Here is a 22,940-nt window from a genome sequence, read left to right on the forward strand (position 1 = left end):
TCATTTGTGAAATAATCACTTACCATTTCGGTTGTGAAAGCGCTTTACTCCTGCTATACTGCACTTGTATTTAGAAATTGTTTACACAAATTCAAGGAGGACTCATCATGAAAATTGGTATACCTAAAGAAATAAAGAACCAAGAAGAACGTGTGGGAGCAACACCCGCTGCAGTATCAGATTTGATTAGATCCGGCCACCAAGTTATTGTGGAAACCGGTGCAGGTGTTGGATCAGGTTATCCTGACCAACAATATCTAGACATGGGTGCAGAAATCAAAACTGCCGAAGATGCTTGGGCTTGCGACATGGTTATCAAAGTTAAGGAACCATTGAAGTCAGAATACAAGTATTTCCGTGAAGATCTAATTGTCTATACATATCTACATTTAGCAGCAAACAAAGAATTAACTGAAGCATTGCTCGAAAAGAAAGTAACAGGTGTTGCTTATGAAACAATGGTAGGACCAAACGGTGGATTGCCACTATTGGTACCTATGAGTGAAATTGCTGGACGTATGTCAGTTCAAGTTGGCTCACACTTCTTAGAAGAACCTGCTCAAGGTAAAGGTCTCTTACTCGGTGGTGTACCAGGAGTTAGACGTGGTGAAGTAACAATTATCGGTGCAGGTACAGTTGGATTCAACGCTGCCAAGATCGCCGTTGGAATGGGCGCAAATGTTACTATCCTCGACATCAATACTGCTAGATTAGCAGAATTAGAAAACATCTTTGATGGTAAGATTCAAACATTGATGTCAACACCTCACAACATTGCCAAATGTGTTGAAAAATCAGACTTAGTTGTTGGTGCTGTATTGATCCCTGGAGCAGCTGCGCCTAAACTAGTTACAGAAGAAATGATCAAGAGCATGGAACCAGGTTCAGTAGTCGTTGATATTCCTATCGACCAAGGTGGAATCTTCGAAACTAGTGAACGTGCTACAACTCATGACGACCCAATCTATCTTTCACATGGAGTTGTTCATTATACAGTTGCTAACATCCCTGGTGCTGTTCCTAAGACAGCAACTGAAGCTCTATCAAGTGCTACTATCTCATATGCAGTTAAGATTGCAAATCTTGGATTGGCTAAAGCAGCTCAAAATAATACTATCTTTACTGGAATCAATACATACAAAGGTGAACTAACAGAAAATGCTGTGGCTGAAAGTCTAAACATTCCTTACAAAAAATTTGAAGCCTTAGATCCTGTTCACTAGAACTCATGAATGAGAAAATAGATGTCCACGCCCTCTTACATGATCGTGTGGAAAGAAAGAAGACACTAGGTCTATTTGATCTGTCGATTCTCGGTATTGGAGCGATCATCGGAACTGGTATCCTTGTATTAACTGGTATCGTTGCCGCTACTGACGCTGGACCAGGTGTTATTTTCTCTTTTCTTATAGCCGCACTAGCTAGCGGTTTGATCGGTTTATGTTATGCGGAGTTGACCACAAGCATTCCTAATTCAGGAAGTGCCTATGTTTATGCTTGGGTTTCTATCGGGCAAACCGTTGCCTTCTTTGCCGGATGGACTCTGTTAGGAGTATACATAACTACCACAGCAACTGTTGCCAACGGTTGGACGGGTTATGTCAGTTCTTTCTTAAACGAATTCGATATCACTATTTCCAATAACTTATTGAATTCACCTTCTAACGGCGGTCTGATAAACTTGCCGGCGGTTATCATGATTTTCTTAGTAACCTTTGTACTCACACGTGGAACTAGCGAAAGTAAATGGTTGAATAATATTTTAGTTATCATCAAGTTAGCTATCATCTTACTATTTATCGTTGTTAGTTTTGCTGATATCAAACCAAGTAACTGGCAGCCCTTCTTACCATATGGAACTACGGGGGTCTTCGCCGGAGCTTCAACTGTTTTCTTTGCTTTCTTAGGTTTTGATGCCTTAGCCACATCTGCTGAGGAAGTAAAAGACGTTCAGAAAACATTACCTCGTGCAATCTTGATTTCCCTAATCGTTGCTACGGTTCTCTATGTCATTGTTAGTTTAGTTATGACTGGTGTTGTTAATTATAAAGAACTAAACGTACCAGAAGCAATGTCATACGTTGTTATTTCTCAAGGTCACCACGTTGCTGCACAAGTAATTTCTGCAGGTGCTATCCTAGGAATTATCGCAGTAGTATTAGCCTTTATTTACGCTTCTTCTAACATTACAATGTCGATGAGTCGTGGAGGATTCCTTCCAACGAAACTTTCGATACTTAACGAAAAAACTGGGAGTCCTAATAAAGCGCTCTGGTTGATCGGAACATTAGCCGCTATCTTTGCTGGACTATTAGATATCAAGCATCTGGCTGTTTTCTCAAATGCAGGTTCATTATGTGTATTCTTCCTAATTTCTTTGATGGTCATCTTATTAAGAAAACAATATCCTAATATCGAAAGACCTTTCAAAGTACCATTTGGAAAAGTAATTCCAATTCTCTCAATGGTTGTTTGTATCTTCTTAATGCTTAACCTTCCCCTCAACGCTTGGGTAAGTTATGGAGCTTGGTTACTTCTCGGTGCTGTAGTTTACGGAACATACTCTCTCAAACACGTAACTCTCACTGGTAAAAATGCCCATAAAGAAGAAGATGATGTTGATGATGAGGACTTGATTGAACCATAATAATACTAACCTATAAGCATTGGACTTAACCGTTCAATGCTTTTTTTGTTTGGCTCTTTGAGGAGCAATTAGTAGCTTGCTAAAGAATATAACATTATAATCTATTCAACGAAGCAATTATTGGAGGAAATCATGGATAACAAAATCGAAGTCCTGGTCAAAGTGCTCTATCTTTTCAACAAATATCAAAATACTGCCTTCTTGAAAAAGGCTGACTATATTCCTGACGATGAAGCTATCATCGCACTCATGTACGATACTAACGACAATGAGTACAAGATATTTTTAGAACTGAACGATGACTCATTCCCTGACGATTCTTCTACTGATCACGTGTGTATCATTGCCGACTACGTCATTGATCGGATACGAGACGCCTTCGACCTCCCTGGTGAATGGAAGAAACGTAATGTTATCTACATCAATATCATGTGCCACAAATATCAAGCTCCACATGAGACTATGCCAGATGATTCGGGGCTTAGACGAGGACATGTGCTGGATACTGTGGATGATATTCTTTATTTTTATTGATTAGTTTGCGCAAAATAAAAAAGCATCCTCAAAAGAGGTCTGCTTCATATTTCATCCCACCTGACTAGTACCATCAACGTAATTCAAAGTAACACCTGACTGCACGTTGAAGATATAAACATTGAAGTGAATCGAATTATCACCGACTGACTGTGCTTCCATCTCCACTCCACGCGCTAATAATTCATTACCTCTAAAGATTGGTGTGACGCGATATCTGACATAATGTTTACTACTTTGTTTCAAATAATAAGCGATATCCATCTCGTGCGCTAGCATCTCAGGACTATTCAAAGAACGGGTGCCAGTGATCAGGTTCTTAGGATTATTATTCTGTCCCGTCAATTGATAACCGATCAGATGACTACGATTATACAGCCAACCTGAACGGATCCGCTTATTGTGCCATCCCGTTGGATTCCAAGTCAATCCTTCACGCTTGGCACTCGGCATCAGCGACGTATTCATCATCGCATTAGCACCAGTCGCACGGTTCAGACTGTCCAAGTCACCATAAGCTTGCCAAGCACCTTTTGTCGTTGTTAAGTCATCTTTTGAAAAATACGGATCATTGTTATTGACGGTTATTTCCTGCGTACCAGTGTATTCTAGATTAGCTAAGGCTTCGGTCGAAGAAGTCTGTGAATCATTATTACTATAACTAGTTTGATTGTATTTACTTAAATAAGCTTGATTCTTCGTAATTTTCTTTTGTAGTTGAGCGATCGACTTTTTTAGTTTCTTATTACTAGTCTGAAGTTTTTTCGCTTTCTTTTGATACGAATAGTCTTTTACGACTTCCGACTTAGTAGTGTCTTTAGCCTCAGTACTTTCTGTTTTGGTACAAGCTGTGGCAGACAATGCTACCGTTATAACGGCTAAAACTTTAATAATTTTTTTCATCATCTACACCTTAGCCTTTCTGTATCCAGCGTTGATTGCTTCTTGTTCATTTTGGAAGTAAACGGCATTGTTGGAATTCATATTGTAGCCACGTTGACCGGGAAGATGATAAATATGTGAATTCTTATTACCGACGATCTGACCCGTAGAAGCAGTATTCATATCTCCTCTATTACTACCACTATTACTATCGCTACTCTCTGAAGCAGCCACTTGCTCTTGTTGTTTGGCTTGTTGTTGAGCTTTTTTTTGTTGCTTTTTGATAGTCTTTACTTGTGACTTGGTGCTCTTTTCTTGTTTAACTAATTTTTTCTTCTTAGCCAGCAGGGCCGCATGCTCTTTTTTGGCTATCTGATACTTATCCTTACCGATATACTTAATTTTTTGTGCGGCTTGAATGATATTTTCCCCAAGACCAGTCGTTACAACGGTACCGTAGATAGCTGTACCAGCTAATAATAAGATCAGACATCCCCAAATGACACGCTTGAAGCGTTTGTATAAGTTCATCTCTTATCCCCCATAATTATTTTTGTATCACTGATATCAAGTGTACCAAAAAAGCGACTACCTCAATAGTAGCCGCCCTTTGCGTTTTGAATATCCATTTGTTTCAAAATATCAACTAGCTCTTGCTCATCTGGTTTTAAGATATAACTCTTACGATATACGATCGAGATGTTAAAACTCTCGGGCAGAGGATCAGCGATATCTAGACAGACTAAGTCTTTGTCATACTGACTGACTTCGTCCTTGACTAAAATGCCTACGCCAACATTGGCGCGGATCAAGCTCTTGAACCACGAGATATCTGGAGTGTCATAGACGATCTCTGGTTTGATCTCGTAGTAATCACAGTAGTCATCTAACATCTGCGAATGAATATATTTACCCGTCAACTTGATAAACTTCTCATTCATCAAGTCTCTGAAGTCTACTGGTTTATTTAGTTTAGCTAGGGGATTATTGGCGCTGACGATCACACTGAATGGACGACTGCCCAAGTATTCCACTTGGTAGTTGGGATTCTCAATCGGCTTGATCGTAGCGATGACAGCGACATCGACGTTCCCATTCTCTAATTCCTTCAGTAGCTCTGACGAACCGCTCTCTGAGATCTCTAGTCTTTGAAAGAGCGATTCCTGTGCTAATTTTTGAGCCACCTGTGGAAAGTAGAGTGTTCCAATGATCGGTGGTAGACCAAACTTGATCTTATCACTGTCAGCGTTCTTTATTTCCTGACGAGCTAAATCGATATTTTTTTGAATAACTTTGGTTTTTTCGTACAATAAATAGCCTGACCGAGTTATCTCTGTTTTTTGATGGACCCGATCGACATGAACTAATTTAGAATTGAATTCTTTTTCTAGACGTTTGATAGCTTGCGTTATCGTCGGTTGTGACACCGAAAATATCTCCGCCACCTCAGTATAGTTGCGTTTCTCGACTAGTACTCTAAAGTACGACAAATCCCGTGTATTCATATTGCTCAACCTACTTTGCGTTTTTACCACATCCCGATTAGTTTCATCCATAGTGAACCGAATCCAACCCAGATTACAAAGTAAATTATACCGAGAATTACATTCATTCTCCACCACTCACCTTGTTTAACGTAACCTGAACCAAACAAAATTGGTGCAGGACCGTTACTGTAGTGCGTTGTAGAAGCAAAAAGATTTCCAAAGAATCCTAACATCAATGCTGCCAACATACTAGGCACACCGGCTGAAATAGCTACGGCTAGGAAAGCACTGTACATGGCACTGACGTGTGCAGTTGCACTGGCAAATAGGTAGTGACTATAGAAGTAGGCTGCTAAGATCACTATCATAACGATCAACCAGTTCATACCACTGAGACTTGAGGCGATCGACTTGCTCAACCAAGGAATGAAGCCCAAAGTATTCAGTTGTGAAGCCATCATTACGAGGACTGAGAACCATGTCAAGGTGTTCCAAGCACCTGTTTCGTGCAGAACATCTTTCCATGACAAGACGCCTGTCAAGAGTAACAAGCCTAGTGCGATGAAGGCTGTCAATGTGGCATCGATCGCCAAGACACTACCTGTCACCCAGAGAATCAAGGCAATTCCAAAGATTCCAGCCATGAATTTTTCTGGCAAACTGAATTGACCCATTTCAGCCAATTGTTTGTTAGCCCATTCTTTGGCATTAGGTGTTTCTTTGATCTTTGGTGGGAACATTTTGTAGATAACAAACGGTACGACTATTAGTGATATTAGACCTGGAACTAATCCAGCCATGAACCATCCCATCCAACTGATCTTAACGTCCAGTTGTCCAGCTAGTGATTGTGCTAGCGGATTACCAGCCATGGCAGTTAAGAACATGGCTGACGTGATAATATCACCGTGGAATTCTGAGAAAACTAAGAATGAACCGATTTTTCTTTCTGTTCCATCATCAGGTGAAGAACCGAAAGCTTTGGCTAGCGAATTGATGATCGGGTACATGATCCCACCGGCACGGGCAGTGTTACTAGGTGTTGCCGGTGCTAGGATCAAATCGACTCCGATCAATGAATAAGCCAAGCCGAGCGTCTTCTTCCCGAAGATGCGAACGAATATCAGAGCAATCCGACGTCCTAATCCCGTCTTGATGAAACCACGTGAGATGAAGAAGGCCATAACGATGAGCCAAATACTCCCGTTACCAAACCCTGCCACCGCCGTGTCCATTGAAACGGTCTTAGTCAGAACTGCAATTGTAAAGCCAATGATAGCAACTCCACCGATTGGCAAGGGTTGTGTGATACAACCGATGATCGTGGCTACAAAGATTGCGAACATATGCCAGGCGGCCATAGATACACCGGCTGGTTTGATTGGAGAAAGTAGCCATAACAAAATGCCAACTGCTAGAGGAGCGATGAATTTTTTATAATCCAGCTTCTCCAATGTCATAATTAGTTACCCGTTTTTCCTAAGCTTTGAATAAATTTGAAGGCTTGTTGTCCAGCTTGACGACCAAAGATAACTGTTTCGGCGATTGAATTACCACCGATACGGTTATTTCCATGAAGGCCACCAGCAATTTCACCAGCAGCGAACAAGCCACTGATAACGTCGTCGTTCTTATCCAAGACGTGTGTATCAGCGTCGATCGCAACGCCACCCATCGTATAGTGAACGGCTGGAGCAATGTGGATCGAGAAGAATGGTCCACTCACGATACTACGATCCATACCAGTTGTTCTGCCGAAGTCAGTATCGTTATGACCGTCGACTGCTTTATTCCATGTATCTACTGTATCTGCTAGTGTTTTAGCATCTAGTCCGATACTCTCAGCTAATTCTTCGATCGATTGGCCAGTTACGACCAAGCCCACCTTATCGTAGAATTCAATGGCTTTGACGCGGTCACGAATGCCTTGATCAAGGATCAAATAAGCACCGTTTTCTTTCAAATTATCGATTGCGGCTGTAACGTTCTTACGTGTATCCAATTCATTAACGAAACGTTTGGCAGATTTATTCACTAAGATGGCACCTTCACCACGAACTGCTTCACCGATCAAGAATGGATGATCAGTATCTTGTTGGACGGTGGGGTGAACTTGAACTTGGTCCATGTCCACTAATTTAGCACCTACGGCGTCTGCTAGAGTGATTCCGTCACCAGTTGCACCGGGTGAGTTAGTCGTCTTGTAACCCTCTAAGTCAGGACGATACTTCGTCAGTAATTTTGGATTAGCTCCAAAGCCACCAGTTGCAAGGATCACTGCATCACCGTGGATAGTTGACTTATTACCAGCCACTTCGATCTCTACGCCATTGATCGTGTCGTCATCTTGTAATAACTCTTTGACTAAAACATCAGTGAACAATGGAATGTTTTCTTTAGCAACTTGCTTCAATAATTCTGTCACTAAGAAGCCACCAATCGGTGCCATTGAACTAGGACGGTGGGTCCTCAATACGCTCATGCCACCAGTCGTAGTTAGATCATCCAATTCGATACCGTGACCAGCCAACCAATCGATTGCTAGAGCGCCGTGTGTTGTGAAGAACTTCAATAGCTCAGGATTATTCTTCTTACCGCCACCGACAAAAGTATCGTTATAGAATGCATCCATACTGTCAACAATCTTGTGGTCTAATTGCACTGAAGTTTCGCTGGCGTTCATCCCTGAAGATGCACGAGTAGTATTGCCTCCAATACTGGACATCTTCTCTAAGATGACTGGTGACAATCCGAGTTCATGTGCTTGAATAGCAGCTGTTAAGCCCGTCCCCCCAGATCCTACGATGATCAAATCGTAATGATCTTGCAATTGACTGATATCAGTTGGTTCAAATTTGAATTTTGCGGCTTGTTTTTTCTTGTTAGCCTTTTTGATCTTACTGTGTTTTTTTGTCATTTTTCTTTCCTGCCCTTATTGCTTTTTCAATAATCTGATTTACAAAAGTAGCTCCCGCGCTTACTGCAATCAGTAAAACTCAGGAGCCGATTAAGCCTTGTTTAAATATTTGTCATCTTCAATGGATCAACCCATTCGTCGAATTGTTCTTCAGTAACTAAGCCGGATTTGATAGCAGCTACTTTCAAAGTTGTTCCTTCTTTTTCGGCTGTTTGAGCGATTGTAGCACTCTCATGATAGCCGATGTGTGGTGACAATCCTGTAACTGTCATCAATGATTGATCGACTAATTGTTCCATTCTATCAGCGTTAACTGTTAGACCGTGGATCATCTTGTCAGCGAAGCCTGTCATTGTACCGGTAAGAAGTTCAGCAGATTCGAGGAAGGCACTGATCAAAACTGGTTTGTAGACGTTCAATTCAAAGTTACCTTGACTTGAAGCGATATCTACAACAACGTCATTACCCATGACACGAACGGCTGACATAGTAACAGCCTCAGCTTGTGTAGGATTTACCTTACCAGGCATGATCGATGAACCAGGTTCATTAGCTGGGATATGTAATTCGCCATAACCTGAACGAGGACCACTGGCTAAGAATCTGACATCATTAGCAATCTTCATCAAGTCAGCTGCCAAAGTCTTGATAGCACCGTGAACAACATTCAAGCCTGAGTGAGCAGCTAGTCCATAGAACTTATTAGTATCAGCTGTGAATTCTACGCCGTAAACTTCAGTCATCTTCTTAGCAATGATATCAGCGAAGCCCGGTGCAGCGTTCAAACCTGTACCAACAGCCGTTCCACCCATAGCGAATTCGCCTAAAGTATGATTCAAGCTCTTCAAGTAAGATAGGTCATGTTCTAGCATGCTAGCCCAACCACTGACTTCTTGACCAAATGTTAATGGTGTTGCGTCTTGTAGATGAGTACGACCGATCTTAACTACGCGCCAAAATTCTTCTTGTTTGATCTTTAGTTCGTCGATCAAGTGTTGTAATGAATCCTCCAAGTTGTCCACTGCGACTGAAGCAACGATGCTCATGGCAGTTGGGAAGATATCATTTGAACTTTGACCCTTATTAACATCATCGTTAGGTAGGATCTCGATGTCTGAATTCAATTTAGCAGCCATATGTGCAACTACTTCGTTCGCATTCATATTAGTTTGTGTACCTGAACCTGTTTGATAAACCACTAGAGGGAAGTCTTTTCTCAAGTCTTCGTCGTCTAATGCCAATAACTTATCGATTGATTCCACGATCAAATCAGCTTTTTTAGAATCGATCGTATCTAGTTCTTTATTAGAGATTGCTGCAGCTTTCTTGATTTGAAGCAAAGCCTTGATAACTTCTAGTGGCATCTTCTCGCCAGTTGGGAAATTATTGCGTGAGCGTTCTGTTTGAGCCCCCCATAAGGCGTCAGCTGGGATCTTTACTTCGCCGAGTGTATCTGATTCAATTCTGAAATCTGTCATGTGTGAAACCTCCAATTATTTGTGGTGTGCCTGCAAAATTGCAACCGCTTACCTTGTGATGTTTTTATCATAAATGACCAATAAAGTTATAGTCAAATAAGCTATGCCTCATTAAAAATTATAATGAGGTTGATGTGACGGGATTCATAAGCATAAAAATAAACTCATTATTAATAATAATAATGAGCTTAAAAAAATTAATTTATACTTTTAATCACATAATCACCCAAGCGTTCAACTCGTTGGAAGTCGTCTTCATCAGGATCTTCATTGATCTTGACTGAATCTGCCACTTGTTCACCGTTAGCAGAATTCAATTGCATCGTAAAATAATCGACCGCACGACCGAAGTGTAAGTGATTTTTGGAACTAGAACCGAGCACCGCAAACTTCGTCCGTTCTAAATCTACATCAGCTAGATCCTCATAGAAGTCTTGTGCTTCTTCAGGAACTTCACCCTCACCATAAGTGTAAGTCTCAGCAATGACCGCATCATAGTCGGAGATCTCATATGCGTCAGTATCAGTCATCTGCTCCAAAACGACCTCAGCGTCTTGGCTAACTAAATACTCGGCCAAGTGCTTGGCGATCTTCTCGTTGCGACCACTCATACTAATATAAGTAATTAATATCTTCATCTTCTACCACCTTACACTGATTCGTTCATTTTTATGTTCAGCCTTTTGAATCTCATCGACCATAGCGAGCGCATAATCAGCGTAGCTGAGCTTGCTTTGACCATCGACCGCAGTCGTGAATTCCTCACCAGCTAAGGTATACTTACCAGTCTTTTCAGCTGTTTCATCGAAGTCCGCCGCTGGACTGATATAAGTCCAGTTGATGTCGCTTTGTTTCAATAGATCGAGCGCCTTACCCATTTCCTCACTGAGAGGTTTGACCTCAGCTGGGAAGTCTGCACCTTGGAACAATTGCTCTGTATGCTCAGGATTCATATACAACGAACCTGCACCACCGACGACTAGTAATCTAGTCGTCGAACCGTCCAAGATGTCGATCAAATGTTGTGTAGACGGAACGTATTCCTTCACTAAATCACCGAAGAAGCCTAAAGCATCGACAACTGCGTCGAATCCCTTCAGATCATCGGCAGTGATCTCATAGACATCTCTGACTAGAAAATCCTTTGTGACAGCCTTCTTCTCACTACGTACGATCGAAGTGACTGCGATTCCTCGACTCTCTGCTTCTTTGACGATCAGAGAACCTTCCTTACCATTGGCACCGATAACTGCTATTTTCATAATTAATACCTCCGCTATTATTTACTTTACACAATGAAGTCTCAAAGTTCTATGAATAAGACTTGATATAGTAAAATACTAATATAGAAAAGTCTAGGAGGAAATTATGTCAAAATATCAAATCTATCTGATTCGCCATGGAAAAACTTGGTTCAACCGCTATAAAAAAATTCAAGGTTGGTCCGACACCCCGTTGACTCAAGATGGTATCGAAGTCGCTCACGAAGCCGCTGACGCCCTAAAAGATGTAGACTTCGCTGCAGCTTTCGCATCAGATACTAGACGTGCTATGGATACAGCTGAAATCATTGCTAAAGAAAATAAAAATAAACCTCTACCACAGAAGATCACGGAGTTCAGGGAACAATTCTACGGTTCGTTCGAAGGTGACAATATCGACGAAGCTTGGGATAAGATCTCTAACTCTCACAACGCCGAGAGCTATCAAGATATCGTGTATAAATACGGCTTCGATGCAACGATGGACTTCGTCAAAGATGCCGACCCCTTCCACGATGCTGAGAACGCTGAAGAATACTGGGGCAGGATCGACCGTGGCTTCGAAAAACTAGACCAGATCGCACAAGACGGTGACAAGATCCTCTTAGTCACTCACAGCACGACCATCCTCTCACTAGCTTTCAAGTATCAAGATGGTGACTACGAGTTGAATCAACTACCCGGTAATTCTAGTTTGACGATGTTAGAGCGGATCGATGGCACGAATCACGTTACAAGTTACAATCAAAAACTCCAACAATAGGAAGAAACGTACTATTTGTAGTAAAATTATAGTATGAAATTCTTAGGAGGAAGAGATGGCAAAATATCAAATTTATATGATTCGTCATGGTAGAACGTGGTTCAATCGCTACAACAAAATGCAAGGCTGGGCCGATACACCTCTAGCACCAGATGGTGTCGAAGTTGCTAAAAAAGTAGCTGAAGTCTTGAAGGACGTTGACTTCAAGGGTGCATATTCATCCGATGCTCGTCGGGCTATGGACACTTGCAAGTTGATCATGGACGTCAATGTTAATAGCGAAACAGTTAAACCTCAAAAACTGATGGAATTCAGAGAACAATTCTACGGTTACTTTGAAGGTATGAATTCTCCAGAAGCTTGGTACATGGTGGGACAACCTCATGGGGCTTCAACCTTTAGCGAGATCATCGCTAAGCACGGTTTAGATGCTACCAAAGACTTCATGAAAGAAGCCGATCCTTTTCACGATGCTGAGAATGCTGAAGAATATTGGACTCGCCTCAACCGCGGTTTCAAGAAGCTAGATGACATCGCTAATGACGGTGATAAGATCTTGCTAGTTTCACATGGAACAACGATCCGTTCGATCACTGACCGTTATAACGCTGGTAACTTTGACGTGACTGAGAGTCCTCAAAATTCTAATTTGACGATGCTCGAACGTGACGATGGTTTCAATCGCGTAACTAGTTATAACCAAATGTTGGTATAAAATAAAAAATTTGAATTTTCTGGTATTGGTGAAATCCAATACCAGTTTTTTTAATTTAGATACAAAAAAATGCACACTCTTTCGAATGTGCATAAATTTGGGTCTAAACTTTTAAATCACTTTTTAGTAAGTCTCTGAAGTACCAAAGATCAAGACGATCACGCCTAACATCAAGGCAACCACGAACATTCCAAAGACCATGGGAATACCAAAGCCCATACCGATCAAAACTCCGATCAAGTAAGGTCCTAAGGTCGCCCCGATTCGACCGATCGACTGCGAGAAACCGACGCCCATCCCACGGAATTCTTGTGCAAAATGACTCGGTGTAAAAGCGATCAAAGCACCCCAAGCACCGAGATTGAAGAAGGATAGAAAGGCTCCACTCACTAGCAAGATCGGAACAGTATCGGCGATACCGAAGACAAACGAGCTGATGATGGTGCCCAATAAATAAAAGACCAAAATGACTTTGTGACTGACTCTACCCATCAAGGCAGCGGCTAAATAATAGCCCGGTAATTGTGCCAAACTCATCAACAAAGTGTAACCAAAACTGTGAAAGATCGAGTTACCACGCATGACTAAGACACTGGGTAACCAGAGAAACATACCGTAATATGAAAACATCACCACGAACCATAAGAAACTCAGTGCTAGCGTCTTTTTCAAATGTTCTTGATTAAAAATTCCTGAAAATTGTTCTGATAGATTCGTCTTAGTTTTTTTCTCGTAATTTTCAGGTAAATGTCGACGCATCACGAAGGCGTATAACATCACGAAGAAAGTGATAATGACGGTTACTCGCCAACCGTAGATCGGTGTGACTAGAGTAGAGATGACCGAGGCTAAGATCCAGCCGATCGCCCAAAAGCTATCCGCCATGATCAACATCCGTGCTTGGGTCTTACCCTTGAAATTATCTGCCAACATCGTTGCGGCGACAGGTAATTCTCCACCTAAACCTATACCAGTAATAAATCTTACGACCATGAATTGATTCACATTAGTAGTGAATGCTAATACTAAATTCCCAATCGAGAATATCATCAACGTAACGATCATGACGTTCTTACGACCGAACTTATCCGCCATGTAACCACAGATCACTGAACCAAAAACCATACCTAGTGATGTCACTGAACTAACATAACCGACCTGAGTTGGAGTCAAACTCCATTCAGTTCTGATCAGTGGCATGATAAAAGATAATAATGCGACGTCCATTGCATCGAATAACCATGCTGTACCAATGACTAATAAAAGCTTACGACCTTTTTTCGTACTCTTTTGAATCAATGTATCTTGCATATTGTCCCCTTTTCGTGGTTATTGATACTCCGGAATATCAATAATTTTATTTTTAAAAATCAATATAATGATTTAGGTAATTTATACCTTTAAAAACAAAAAAAGCTTAACATCACTTTTATAGTGATGTCAAGTTTATTTCAATCGATAAATTTTGGCAGGGCGTCCAGAACTAGGTTTGTGCTCGTATCCTGATTCGACAAATAAGCCTCCGTGAGTTTTTCGGAAATTAGAATTATCGATCTCAGATACACTCACCCGCAAGAAGATCGCATAGATCATTCTCGCTTGGCGCAGTGTAAAAGTGGGACCGAGGACTAATAATATCGTCGGCAAATAATCCAAGCGGTTACGGATTCGAATAAATGCCGTCCGCAAGATCAAGGCGTGATCAGAAACTAAAGTGTGGTCAGTCGTGAGATAAAAAGTTTCTTCTGGTACTCTTTCGGATAACGTCTCTAATTCCAAATCAGAATTACGCAACAGGTAGCTAGTATCAGTGGCAGAGACTCTGAACCATTTGGCATCATCAGCACCGTAGCCTGCAACTAGCTTAGGCATATCTGGCAAGTAAAGCATGTAGGTCAGTGACAAGGTCCGCTCTCCCACGACCCGATTGACATTCGTGAAAGTTTGTAGCTGTTCTGTATTAACCCTAGACAGTTTGACACCGATTTTTTCTCTGACTAGACGCAGAGAAGCCTCGTCGGCACTTTCGTTTTCACGCAAATAAGTCAATGGTAGACCCCATTTACCTTTGTAAGGTTCCTCGGAGCGTTTCAATAACAAAACTAGCAAGGAATTTGAATTGAGGTCAAAGCTCCAAATCACATTGGTAATACTTATCAACGGTCTATTAGTCATTTTGCATAAGTCTCCTTATATGTTGTTAATTCCATTTTACTATTAGACACAAAAAAGCCATACACTTTTTAATGTATGGCTAGTTTTACTTATGAGAAAACAACTTCCATAACTAGAAGTGCGCCACCAAATACTAATACGAAGACGACAACTGGCCAAACAAATTTTACCCAGTGTGAGTACTTCATGTCCAACATTTGCAGTGTAGCCATAACTAGTCCCGTTGGTGCTAGGAATAACATAGCATATTGACCGAATTGATAAGCTGTAACGACTGCGAAACGAGGAATGTTAACTGTATCAGCTAATGGAGCGAAGATTGGCATAGCTAGAACTGCCAATCCAGATGATGATGGCACGATAAATCCTAATACGAAGAAGATGAACATCAATACGATAATGAAGATTGGTCCACTAACGTGTGCAACTAATGATGATGAGTATTGTAGGATCGTATCTGAAATGTAGCCATTGTTCAAGACGATATTGATACCACGGGCTAAACCAATGATCAGTGAAACGCCGACCAAGCTAGAAGCTCCGTTAACAAAGGCATCAACGACCCCTTTTTCACCGATACCATAACGACCAGTAGCGGTCATGATCATGATGATGATAGCAAAGGCCAAGAATGATGAAGCCATTGTTGGGAACCACCAGCCTTGAGACATAACACCCCAGACCATGATTGGGAAGGCGGCGACGAATAAGATCAAGATAAACTTCTTACGACCAGTAAAACCGACTTTTTCACCTTTCTTTTCATCATTAGACTCAACTGACCACATATTGTTGAACTCCTCGTGATCATCGTAAGTATAAGAAAATGTAGGGTCTGCTTTGACTTTTTTACTGTACCAATGTAAGTAAAATTCCACAAAAATCGCTGCGATGACTAATCCAACTGCACGCCAAACGATACCTTCGGTAAAGGGAATACCGGCAGCGTTTGAAGCGATAACGGCTGAGAATGGGTTGATGGTAGAAAAACAAGTACCGATCGAACTCGATAGGAAGATCGCCCCAACGGACACGATCGAATCATAACCCATGGCGATGAAGATAGGAACCAAGATCGGATAGAAAGCAACGGCTTCTTCTTCGATACCACAGAGAGTACCACCTAAGACCATCAAGATCGAAACTAAGAAGATCAACATGAACTCGTGACCCTTAGTCTTCTTGGTCAGTGCCATCAAACCAGATTCGAAAGCACCACTGGCCTTTACAACACCGATCAGACCTCCTAGTACGAAGATGAAGACCATGATGTCGACAGCTTCGATCGTACCTTCAACCATGCTCTCGGTGATAGCTCCCACTTTAGCTGGTTTTTGTTTCAAGCGTTGATAAGTATTAGGAATCGAAACGGCATCGGTGATACCACCAGATGTGAATTGCTTGATGTCGATCTTAACGCCTAACTTATCCAGCTCTTTTTGTGTGGCCGGTACTTGTGAAACCTTTCCTGTCGGACTAGTGATCTTCAATTCTGAACTGGCAGAATTATAGACCATCTTTGAATACGCTCCAGCTGGAATGGTCCATGTCGCTATAACGGCGACGATCGTCAAAATAAACAGTATTACGAAGGCACCGGGCATCTTTAATTTAAATTTACGTTTCTTTGGTGCTGGTGTTTCACTCACTGCTCCTACATTTCCCATAATTTCATCTCCCATAAAATGTTTCCGCTTACGTTATTTTCCAAAAAAAGAGAGAGGTGGTATTAGTCACCTCTCACAAGTTACTTCTTTATGATTGTGCCGACTTTTCCAGCAAGTGCATCGTCCAAGTGATCTAGTGATGTGATCAATGCACTACGATTATTATCTTCTTCAACAAAGTTCAAGCAAGCTTGGATCTTTGGTAACATGCTACCAGCGGCGAATTGACCTTCATCAATATATTGACGTGCTTCATCGCTACTGATTTCAGTTAATTTCTTTTCGTTATCTTTGCCATAATTTACGTAGACATAATCTACGGCTGTTAGGATGATCAATGTATCTGCCTGAATCTTGTCAGCTAACAAGGCACTTGAACGGTCCTTATCAATAACAGCTGGAACTCCTTGTAGTCCTTCACTATTCTTGATGACAGGAACGCCACCACCGCCTCCAGCGATGACTAAGTTATCATTTTCGATCAGATCATTGATACTCTTCAATTCGATGATTTCCTTTGGGAGTGGTGATGCTACAACACGACGATATCCGCGTCCAGCGTCCTCAACGAATGTATAACCTTTCTCATCTTCAAACTTCTTGGCAGTGGCTTGGTCGTAGAAGGCTCCAACTGGTTTAGTTGGATTTTGGAAAGCATCATCGTTAGCATCGACCTCAACTTGAGTGATAACTGAAACGACATCCTTTTCGATCTTTCTTCTGTGAAGTTCGTTTTGAAGACTTTGTTGCAAATGATAGCCGATATAACCTTGGCTCATTGCACCACATTCTGGGAATGGAAAGGCTGCTGTTTGATCATGTTCGGCAGCGTAATTCATTCCAAGATTGATTTGTCCAACTTGTGGACCGTTACCGTGACTGATAACGACTTTGTTACCAGCAGCAACTAGTCCCACGAGTGAATTAGCGGTATTCTTAACTAGTTTTAGTTGCTCCTCAGGAGATTTACCTAGGGCGTTTCCACCGAGAGCTACGACCATTTTAGACATTGATTTTTTTCTCCTATTCTCCTAGAGTTGCGACCATAACGGCTTTGATAGTGTGCATTCTGTTTTCTGCTTCTTGGAATACAACTGATTGGTCACTTTCGAATACTTCGTCAGAAACTTCCATTTCTTTCAAACCATACTTCTCATAGATCTCATGACCGACCTTTGTATCTGTATTGTGGAATGAAGGTAGGCAGTGTTCAAAGATTGCGTTAGGGTTCTTAGTCTTAGCCATAACATCTTTTGTAACACGGTATGGTTCTAGTAATTCGATACGTTTCTTCCAGATCTCATCAGGTTCACCCATTGATACCCAAACGTCAGTGTAAATAACGTCTGAACCGATAACACCCTTGTCGATGTCATCTGTGACCATGATCTTGGCACCAGTCTTCTTAGCAATAGCTTCACACTTGTCCAAGAGGTCTTGAGCTGGATCTAGTTCTTTAGGACATACTAAGTGGAATGTCATACCCATGATCGAAGCACCGATCATCAAGGCGTTAGCAACATTGTTACGACCGTCACCTAAGTATGTAAAGTTGATTTCGTTATAAGGTTTCTTCAAGCATTCCTTGGCAGTTAAGAAGTCAGCCAAAACTTGTGTTGGGTGATCTTCATCAGTTAGTCCGTTCCAAACAGGAACGCCTGAATAATTAGCCAATGTTTCAACTGTACGTTGTGAGAATCCACGATATTCGATACCGTCAAACATACCACCAAGCACACGAGCTGTATCCTTAGCTGTTTCCTTCTTACCCATCTGTGTACCAGTAGGTCCAAGGTATGTTACTTGTGCTCCTTGATCATGAGCGGCAACTTCAAATGCACAGCGAGTTCTAGTTGATGCTTTTTCAAAAATCAAAGCAATATTCTTTTTAGCAAGTTTTTGTTGTTCAGTACCTGTATATTTAGCTTTCTTAAGATCTGCTGAAAGATCTAATAGGTATTCCATTTCCTTTGGTGTAAAGTCTAATAGTGTTAAAAAACTACGATTACGCAAATTGAACATATTGTGAATTCCTCCTTCGATATTTACAAGTTCAATTGTAGTAAGCGTATTCATAAAACTTCATAGAACTTCAGATTTGTTTATAATTATTTTTTTGGAGGTGCTCACATTTGTTAAATAACAATAGTTTTATCATGCAGGGGCGCTGGCGCCGCACCATTATCGCTGCTACTTCGATCGCCTTAGCGTCGCAGGTCAACTTTCAAGTCTATACTCCCGGTTTTATCCTGACACTAGCAGCGTTATTGCTACCGATCTTCTTGTATTTCAATGACGACCTTAATCCGATCCAATTGTCACTCTGTATTGCGATGGCCTCACCGATCTTTCGTGGTGTCCTCTTATTCATCAGCCACGATGGTAGTATCGAGAAGATTCTCCAATTCGTAATGACCGACATGGCCTTTTACATAACTTACGGAATTATTTATTACTTCCTATATTGGCGTCGCGGCGTTCGCAACAACAGTTCTTTCTTTTTGACGATCTTGATCTGCGACTATTCAGCCAATTTTTTAGAGATCAGTCTCTTGACTGGTTTCTCTGATTACAAATACCAACTCTTCCAGATCCTTTTTATCACCGCCTTGGTCCGGACGATCATCAGCTGTCTACTGGCCTTTTTGTATCACTACTTCACCTTGATGATCCGCCAAGAAGACCACGAGCAACGCTATTACAAGTTCATCTGGATCGCAGCTTCTGTAAGAAGTGAAGTTTACTTCATGAAAAAAAACATCTCGGAGATCGAGAATGTCATGAAGAATGCCTATCTCTTGAACCAAGACTTGCGCAAACAAAATATCGATCAGAAACAACAGGACATGGCACTAGACATCGCTCGTGACGTCCATGAGATCAAAAAAGACTATCAAAATGTCATCCGAGGTCTTGGCGACTACTTCAGCGATGACAGTACCCAACCGATGATGCTGAGCGACGTTCTCAAAGTCACCGTCAACTATATCCGTGAATCGATCAAGCAAAAGAGTCCTAACGTAGTGATCGAAGTGAAGAATAATCTCGATCTATTGATCCCCAATCACTATTATTTAGTTTCGATCATCTCCAACTTGATCTTCAACGCCGTGGACGCACTAGACAACAAGCCAAATGGCTTAGTTCGCCTGACGGTCGAAGATAACAATAATCACGTCATCTTGAATATTGCTGACAACGGTATCGGTATGGACGAGGAGACTAAAGATATGATCTTTCAACCGGGCTTCACGACTAAGTTCAACGCCTCTGGTGACGTCTATCGCGGAATCGGACTGTCACACGTCGCTCTGCTGGTCAAAGAACAGTTTGATGGAACGATCCAAGTTGAATCGAAACTAAAAAAAGGTACTAATTTTAAAATCACTCTCAATAAAAATAAATTACTTCAGGAGGGAAACGCCGAATGAATTTTTACATCGTCGATGACGACAAATCAATCACAATGATCTTGCATCGGATCATTGATAAGAATATGAACAATAATGTGGTCGGTATCAGTACCGACGCCAAGAAAGCTCTCTCAGAGATCATGCTGTTAGATGTAGATATCGTCTTAGTAGACTTGCTGATGCCACACATCAGCGGGATCGACTTGATCAAAAAACTAAAACAAACTAAAAATAGTCTCAAGTTCATTATGATCTCACAAGTTCGTGATACCGAATTGCGGGAACAGGCCTATGAAGCTGGAATCGAATTCTTCATTGATAAACCGATCAATATGATCGAAGTGAAGACGGTTGTTGAAAAAGTCACTCAAAGTATCCAAATGGAACGTAAGTTATCGAGCATTCAATCTCTGATCGGTGGTGGAATGGCTGCCCCCGTTGACCATAAGAACGCGCAAAAAGAAAAAGTCAGATCGATCCTGACTTATTTAGGTATCTCCTCCGAAAAAGGTGCTTCAGATATCATGTCACTGTGTCAGATCATGACGACCAAAAAACTCAGCTTCAGCGAAGTCAACTTATCAGACGAGTTCAACATCAATGACCAAGAACGAAAAGTCCTGCTCCAGCGGATCCGTCGTTCCGTCAAAACGGGCTTGACTAACTTGGCGAATATTTCGATCGACAATCTCGGTGATGAGATCGTGGTCGAATACGCTAACGTCTTGTACGAATACCGCAATGTCAGGAATGAAATGCAATACTTAGAAGGCAATCGGAGCACTGGTGGCAAAGTTTCGTTACAGAAGTTCTTCGATGGTTTAGTCGAAGAGAGCAAAATGTAGGCAAAAAAATAAGCAACCGCGGTTGCTCTATCTACTGACCAGGCTGGGCTCGAACCAGCGACCTCATGATTAACAGTCAAGCGTTCTACCAACTGAACTACTGATCAATTTTATGGTTGCTAATATAACATCATTAAAAAAATAATTCAATTTTTTTAATTTAAAAATCTATTTATTGCTAATTCGTCTATTTCAGCGCAAAAACGTGTGTACAGTTGTCATTTCGGCATCTTTTTTGAACCGTAAAAAAAGTTTTTTCTACCTAAAAAGACTAGCATATCAGCCTTTTATTAGAATATTTTAATTTTCATTTAATTTCTTATGTATGTTTGACCAGTTTTGTTTTAAAATGTTAATTAAGCTCACAATCTGAAAGGAGAACTTATATACATGGTTAAAACATCAAACGCTGTAGAATCAAGAGCATTTTATATGAATCCTGATCGCTCAGTGGCAGTTATCAACTATAACGAGGAGTATACACAAGATATATTCCAACTGATCAATAGCGAAGGCTTTTACAACTTTGTAAAGCTATACTTAGACGAAAGTCAAAAATCATTGACCAATAGCTACGAGGGCGTTGATCCAAAAGATTACATCGATACCTTAAAGGCAATTTTAATTGATAATAAAGATGTTTACGAAAAGTTCGATCGTGAACAGGTCTTGGCTAGCATCGAAGATTTGTATTCTTACTATCGTTCATACTTTAGAGTTTCTCTTATCAATAAACACAACAGTGACATCGTCACAAATGACTTCATGAACATCGACAATCACTTCAACGAAATAGTTCTACATTTGTACCGTTCCGTAGAAGAAAAAATTCAGGGGTTCGCTAATCGTACATATCGACAAGTCAACGCCGGAACTAATGCCTGCGTTTTGACACAATCGATCGACTGGTCCATGCCTGCTGGCTACGAAAGTCTCAAGAGTATCCGCTTCTTAGACACTCTGATGCTTCGTCCACCAATGATGATGCATACGAAGTCTAACAAACGTGAAGGGGTCTTCAGTTCAGTTGCAGACAATCCTATCGCCAAATTCGACGGTAAGCAACAAGACTGGTTCTGCTTCCCAGCTCATATCGGTGAAAGTCTAGCCTTTATTTACTTCCATCGTGACTACTTCGTCAGTGGTGTGGCTCTAGCCAACTTATTCGACGTAGCTGATGAAGCTAGCATCAAGGGACAAAAACCCGATGAGATCCTTTTATTCGGTCTCGACGAAACTGAAGGCGATGTTTGTCACTACTATCATGATGAAGACAATGACATCTGGGTCGGTGAAGTTCCATATAACGACAAGACTACCTACTTCGGCTACATGAAGAAGATGTGCTTGACGCTACACAACTTACACATGATCTACAACAGTCGCCTACCGATCCACGGTTCAATGGTAAGGATCAGCTTCTCTAACGGCAAGACTAAGTCAGTAGTCTTCTTCGGTGATTCTGGTGCCGGTAAGTCTGAATCGATCGAAGCTCTGGAAGAAGTCGCCGATGACAAGATCATCAATATCGAGACCATCTTCGACGACATGGGAAGCTTTGGCTTCGATGAAGAAGGTAACGTCTATGCCCAAGGTACCGAGACTGGTGCTTTCGTCCGTCTCGATGACTTGAGTAGTTCGGTTGCCTTCAACAACATGGATCGTGGTATCTACTTGAATCCTGAATTGAAGAACGCCCGTGTCATCTTGCCTGCAAATACCTACAAACGTGTGGTCGAGCATCACAGCATCGACATGTGGGTCTATGCCAACAACTATGATTCAGCGATCGGCTTACACCAATTCCCAGATGAAGACCTCGCTAAATCAACCTTTATCTCTGGTAAGAGAAAGGCTCTCGGTACTACTGATGAAGTTGGTATGAGTACGACCTTCTTCGCCAACCCATTCGGACCTGTTCAAGAAGAAGAAAAAACTCGTCCAATCATCGACAAAGTTTTCAAAAAACTATACGAAGACAAGATCTATGTCGGTGAGATCTATACTCACTTAGGCTACGACAAGTCAAAGGATAGCTTGAATGAATCAGCTAAAGAATTATTGAACCAATTGATGAATTTCTAATTAGATTTGATATGAGACTAGGACTGATGTCCTAGTCTTTTTTTTTTGCGAAAAAAAATAACTTGGGCAT

The 22,940-nt window shown here is 41.4% G+C and carries 21 protein-coding genes and 1 tRNA gene; 8 read left to right on the forward strand and 14 right to left on the reverse strand.

Features of this window, described 5'->3' with window-relative positions; all coding sequences use genetic code 11:
* The first annotated feature begins 107 nt into the window (after positions 1-107).
* The 3 genes from ald (at position 108) to AC27FM_RS09795 (ending at position 3,181) form a co-directional block, all read left to right on the forward strand.
* Entirely contained in the window at positions 108-1,223 is a 1,116-nt protein-coding gene (gene ald / locus AC27FM_RS09785; RefSeq protein ID WP_487087821.1) for an alanine dehydrogenase, read from the forward strand.
* A gap of 5 nt (positions 1,224-1,228) precedes the next feature.
* Positions 1,229-2,647 (forward strand): APC family permease, encoded by a 1,419-nt coding sequence (locus tag AC27FM_RS09790; protein WP_487087823.1) that lies wholly within the window; start codon positions 1,229-1,231, stop codon positions 2,645-2,647.
* Positions 2,648-2,779: 132 nt separating this feature from the next.
* Positions 2,780-3,181 (forward strand): hypothetical protein, encoded by a 402-nt coding sequence (locus tag AC27FM_RS09795; RefSeq protein WP_487087825.1) that lies wholly within the window; start codon positions 2,780-2,782, stop codon positions 3,179-3,181.
* 51 nt (positions 3,182-3,232) lie between these two features.
* Here AC27FM_RS09795 and AC27FM_RS09800 read toward each other — a convergent pair whose 3' ends face one another.
* From AC27FM_RS09800 to AC27FM_RS09835, 8 genes are all read right to left on the reverse strand, one after another.
* The gene (locus AC27FM_RS09800) at positions 3,233-4,087 is read right to left on the reverse strand and encodes a DNA/RNA non-specific endonuclease (protein ID WP_487087827.1); all 855 of its coding nucleotides are present in this window, start codon (positions 4,085-4,087) and stop codon (positions 3,233-3,235) included.
* Positions 4,088-4,594 carry a sunset domain-containing protein gene (locus AC27FM_RS09805; protein ID WP_487087829.1) on the reverse strand — a complete coding sequence of 169 codons (507 nt, stop codon included), beginning with the start codon at positions 4,592-4,594 and terminating at the stop codon, positions 4,088-4,090.
* A 62-nt stretch (positions 4,595-4,656) separates the two neighbouring features.
* Positions 4,657-5,568, reverse strand: coding sequence for a LysR family transcriptional regulator (locus AC27FM_RS09810; protein WP_487087831.1), 912 nt, complete (start codon positions 5,566-5,568; stop codon positions 4,657-4,659).
* 23 nt (positions 5,569-5,591) lie between these two features.
* Complete coding sequence (locus AC27FM_RS09815; protein ID WP_487087956.1) at positions 5,592-7,013, reverse strand: anion permease; 1,422 nt, start codon at positions 7,011-7,013, stop codon at positions 5,592-5,594.
* Entirely contained in the window at positions 7,013-8,467 is a 1,455-nt protein-coding gene (locus AC27FM_RS09820; RefSeq protein WP_487087833.1) for a flavocytochrome c, read from the reverse strand. Before AC27FM_RS09820 ends, AC27FM_RS09815 begins: the two co-directional genes overlap by 1 nt.
* Positions 8,468-8,568: 101 nt before the next feature.
* Complete coding sequence (locus AC27FM_RS09825) at positions 8,569-9,945, reverse strand: class II fumarate hydratase (protein WP_487087835.1); 1,377 nt, start codon at positions 9,943-9,945, stop codon at positions 8,569-8,571.
* 197 nt (positions 9,946-10,142) lie between these two features.
* Positions 10,143-10,583, reverse strand: coding sequence for a flavodoxin domain-containing protein (locus tag AC27FM_RS09830; protein ID WP_487087837.1), 441 nt, complete (start codon positions 10,581-10,583; stop codon positions 10,143-10,145).
* Between the two features lie 3 nt (positions 10,584-10,586).
* On the reverse strand, positions 10,587-11,207 hold the full coding sequence (locus tag AC27FM_RS09835; RefSeq protein ID WP_487087838.1) for an NAD(P)-dependent oxidoreductase: 621 nt from the start codon (positions 11,205-11,207) through the stop codon (positions 10,587-10,589).
* 106 nt (positions 11,208-11,313) lie between these two features.
* On the opposite strand from AC27FM_RS09835, the gene AC27FM_RS09840 reads away from it, so the two are divergent.
* The gene (locus AC27FM_RS09840) at positions 11,314-11,970 is read left to right on the forward strand and encodes a histidine phosphatase family protein (protein ID WP_487087840.1); all 657 of its coding nucleotides are present in this window, start codon (positions 11,314-11,316) and stop codon (positions 11,968-11,970) included.
* Positions 11,971-12,025: 55 nt separating this feature from the next.
* Entirely contained in the window at positions 12,026-12,685 is a 660-nt protein-coding gene (locus AC27FM_RS09845; RefSeq protein ID WP_487087842.1) for a histidine phosphatase family protein, read from the forward strand.
* A gap of 123 nt (positions 12,686-12,808) precedes the next feature.
* Here the strand turns inward: AC27FM_RS09845 and AC27FM_RS09850 are convergent, their stop codons facing one another.
* The 5 genes from AC27FM_RS09850 to argF form a co-directional block, all read right to left on the reverse strand.
* Positions 12,809-13,996: an MFS transporter gene (locus AC27FM_RS09850; protein ID WP_487087843.1), complete on the reverse strand. Its 1,188-nt coding sequence runs from the start codon at positions 13,994-13,996 to the stop codon at positions 12,809-12,811.
* A 135-nt stretch (positions 13,997-14,131) separates the two neighbouring features.
* Positions 14,132-14,860 carry an NUDIX hydrolase gene (locus AC27FM_RS09855; RefSeq protein ID WP_487087845.1) on the reverse strand — a complete coding sequence of 243 codons (729 nt, stop codon included), beginning with the start codon at positions 14,858-14,860 and terminating at the stop codon, positions 14,132-14,134.
* Positions 14,861-14,949: 89 nt separating this feature from the next.
* A complete protein-coding gene (locus AC27FM_RS09860; protein ID WP_487087847.1) occupies positions 14,950-16,527 on the reverse strand; it encodes a YfcC family protein in 1,578 nt (525 codons plus the stop codon).
* A gap of 80 nt (positions 16,528-16,607) precedes the next feature.
* Entirely contained in the window at positions 16,608-17,537 is a 930-nt protein-coding gene (arcC, locus tag AC27FM_RS09865; protein WP_487087849.1) for a carbamate kinase, read from the reverse strand.
* Between the two features lie 13 nt (positions 17,538-17,550).
* On the reverse strand, positions 17,551-18,549 hold the full coding sequence (gene argF / locus AC27FM_RS09870) for an ornithine carbamoyltransferase (RefSeq protein ID WP_487087851.1): 999 nt from the start codon (positions 18,547-18,549) through the stop codon (positions 17,551-17,553).
* Between the two features lie 110 nt (positions 18,550-18,659).
* On the opposite strand from argF, the gene AC27FM_RS09875 reads away from it, so the two are divergent.
* Both AC27FM_RS09875 and AC27FM_RS09880 read left to right on the forward strand, forming a co-directional pair.
* A complete protein-coding gene (locus AC27FM_RS09875) occupies positions 18,660-19,958 on the forward strand; it encodes an ATP-binding protein (protein ID WP_487087853.1) in 1,299 nt (432 codons plus the stop codon).
* Positions 19,955-20,785: a DNA-binding domain-containing protein gene (locus tag AC27FM_RS09880; protein ID WP_487087854.1), complete on the forward strand. Its 831-nt coding sequence runs from the start codon at positions 19,955-19,957 to the stop codon at positions 20,783-20,785. The genes AC27FM_RS09875 and AC27FM_RS09880 overlap by 4 nt, the downstream gene beginning before the upstream one ends.
* 34 nt (positions 20,786-20,819) lie before the next feature.
* Here the strand turns inward: AC27FM_RS09880 and AC27FM_RS09885 are convergent.
* Positions 20,820-20,892, reverse strand: a tRNA-Asn gene (locus AC27FM_RS09885).
* Between the two features lie 283 nt (positions 20,893-21,175).
* Between AC27FM_RS09885 and AC27FM_RS09890 the strand changes: the two genes are divergently transcribed.
* A complete protein-coding gene (locus tag AC27FM_RS09890) occupies positions 21,176-22,870 on the forward strand; it encodes a phosphoenolpyruvate carboxykinase (RefSeq protein WP_487087856.1) in 1,695 nt (564 codons plus the stop codon).
* Positions 22,871-22,940: the final 70 nt, after the last annotated feature.

The sequence above is a fragment of the Companilactobacillus sp. y65-5 genome, assembly GCF_057541095.1.

Excerpts from the sequence above, each read along its gene's own strand:
- AC27FM_RS09855 (WP_487087845.1), bottom strand. The coding sequence starts at position 14,860 with ATGACTAATAGACCGTTGATAAGTATTACCAATGTGATTTGGAGCTTT.
- AC27FM_RS09805 (WP_487087829.1), bottom strand. The coding sequence starts at position 4,594 with ATGAACTTATACAAACGCTTCAAGCGTGTCATTTGGGGATGTCTGATC.
- AC27FM_RS09890 (WP_487087856.1), top strand. The coding sequence starts at position 21,176 with ATGGTTAAAACATCAAACGCTGTAGAATCAAGAGCATTTTATATGAAT.
- ald (WP_487087821.1), top strand. The coding sequence starts at position 108 with ATGAAAATTGGTATACCTAAAGAAATAAAGAACCAAGAAGAACGTGTG.
- AC27FM_RS09840 (WP_487087840.1), top strand. The coding sequence starts at position 11,314 with ATGTCAAAATATCAAATCTATCTGATTCGCCATGGAAAAACTTGGTTC.
- AC27FM_RS09860 (WP_487087847.1), bottom strand. The coding sequence starts at position 16,527 with ATGGGAAATGTAGGAGCAGTGAGTGAAACACCAGCACCAAAGAAACGT.
- AC27FM_RS09850 (WP_487087843.1), bottom strand. The coding sequence starts at position 13,996 with ATGCAAGATACATTGATTCAAAAGAGTACGAAAAAAGGTCGTAAGCTT.
- AC27FM_RS09845 (WP_487087842.1), top strand. The coding sequence starts at position 12,026 with ATGGCAAAATATCAAATTTATATGATTCGTCATGGTAGAACGTGGTTC.
- AC27FM_RS09790 (WP_487087823.1), top strand. The coding sequence starts at position 1,229 with ATGAATGAGAAAATAGATGTCCACGCCCTCTTACATGATCGTGTGGAA.
- AC27FM_RS09810 (WP_487087831.1), bottom strand. The coding sequence starts at position 5,568 with ATGAATACACGGGATTTGTCGTACTTTAGAGTACTAGTCGAGAAACGC.
- AC27FM_RS09800 (WP_487087827.1), bottom strand. The coding sequence starts at position 4,087 with ATGATGAAAAAAATTATTAAAGTTTTAGCCGTTATAACGGTAGCATTG.
- AC27FM_RS09825 (WP_487087835.1), bottom strand. The coding sequence starts at position 9,945 with ATGACAGATTTCAGAATTGAATCAGATACACTCGGCGAAGTAAAGATC.
- AC27FM_RS09835 (WP_487087838.1), bottom strand. The coding sequence starts at position 11,207 with ATGAAAATAGCAGTTATCGGTGCCAATGGTAAGGAAGGTTCTCTGATC.
- AC27FM_RS09880 (WP_487087854.1), top strand. The coding sequence starts at position 19,955 with ATGAATTTTTACATCGTCGATGACGACAAATCAATCACAATGATCTTG.
- argF (WP_487087851.1), bottom strand. The coding sequence starts at position 18,549 with ATGTTCAATTTGCGTAATCGTAGTTTTTTAACACTATTAGACTTTACA.
- AC27FM_RS09820 (WP_487087833.1), bottom strand. The coding sequence starts at position 8,467 with ATGACAAAAAAACACAGTAAGATCAAAAAGGCTAACAAGAAAAAACAA.
- arcC (WP_487087849.1), bottom strand. The coding sequence starts at position 17,537 with ATGTCTAAAATGGTCGTAGCTCTCGGTGGAAACGCCCTAGGTAAATCT.
- AC27FM_RS09795 (WP_487087825.1), top strand. The coding sequence starts at position 2,780 with ATGGATAACAAAATCGAAGTCCTGGTCAAAGTGCTCTATCTTTTCAAC.
- AC27FM_RS09830 (WP_487087837.1), bottom strand. The coding sequence starts at position 10,583 with ATGAAGATATTAATTACTTATATTAGTATGAGTGGTCGCAACGAGAAG.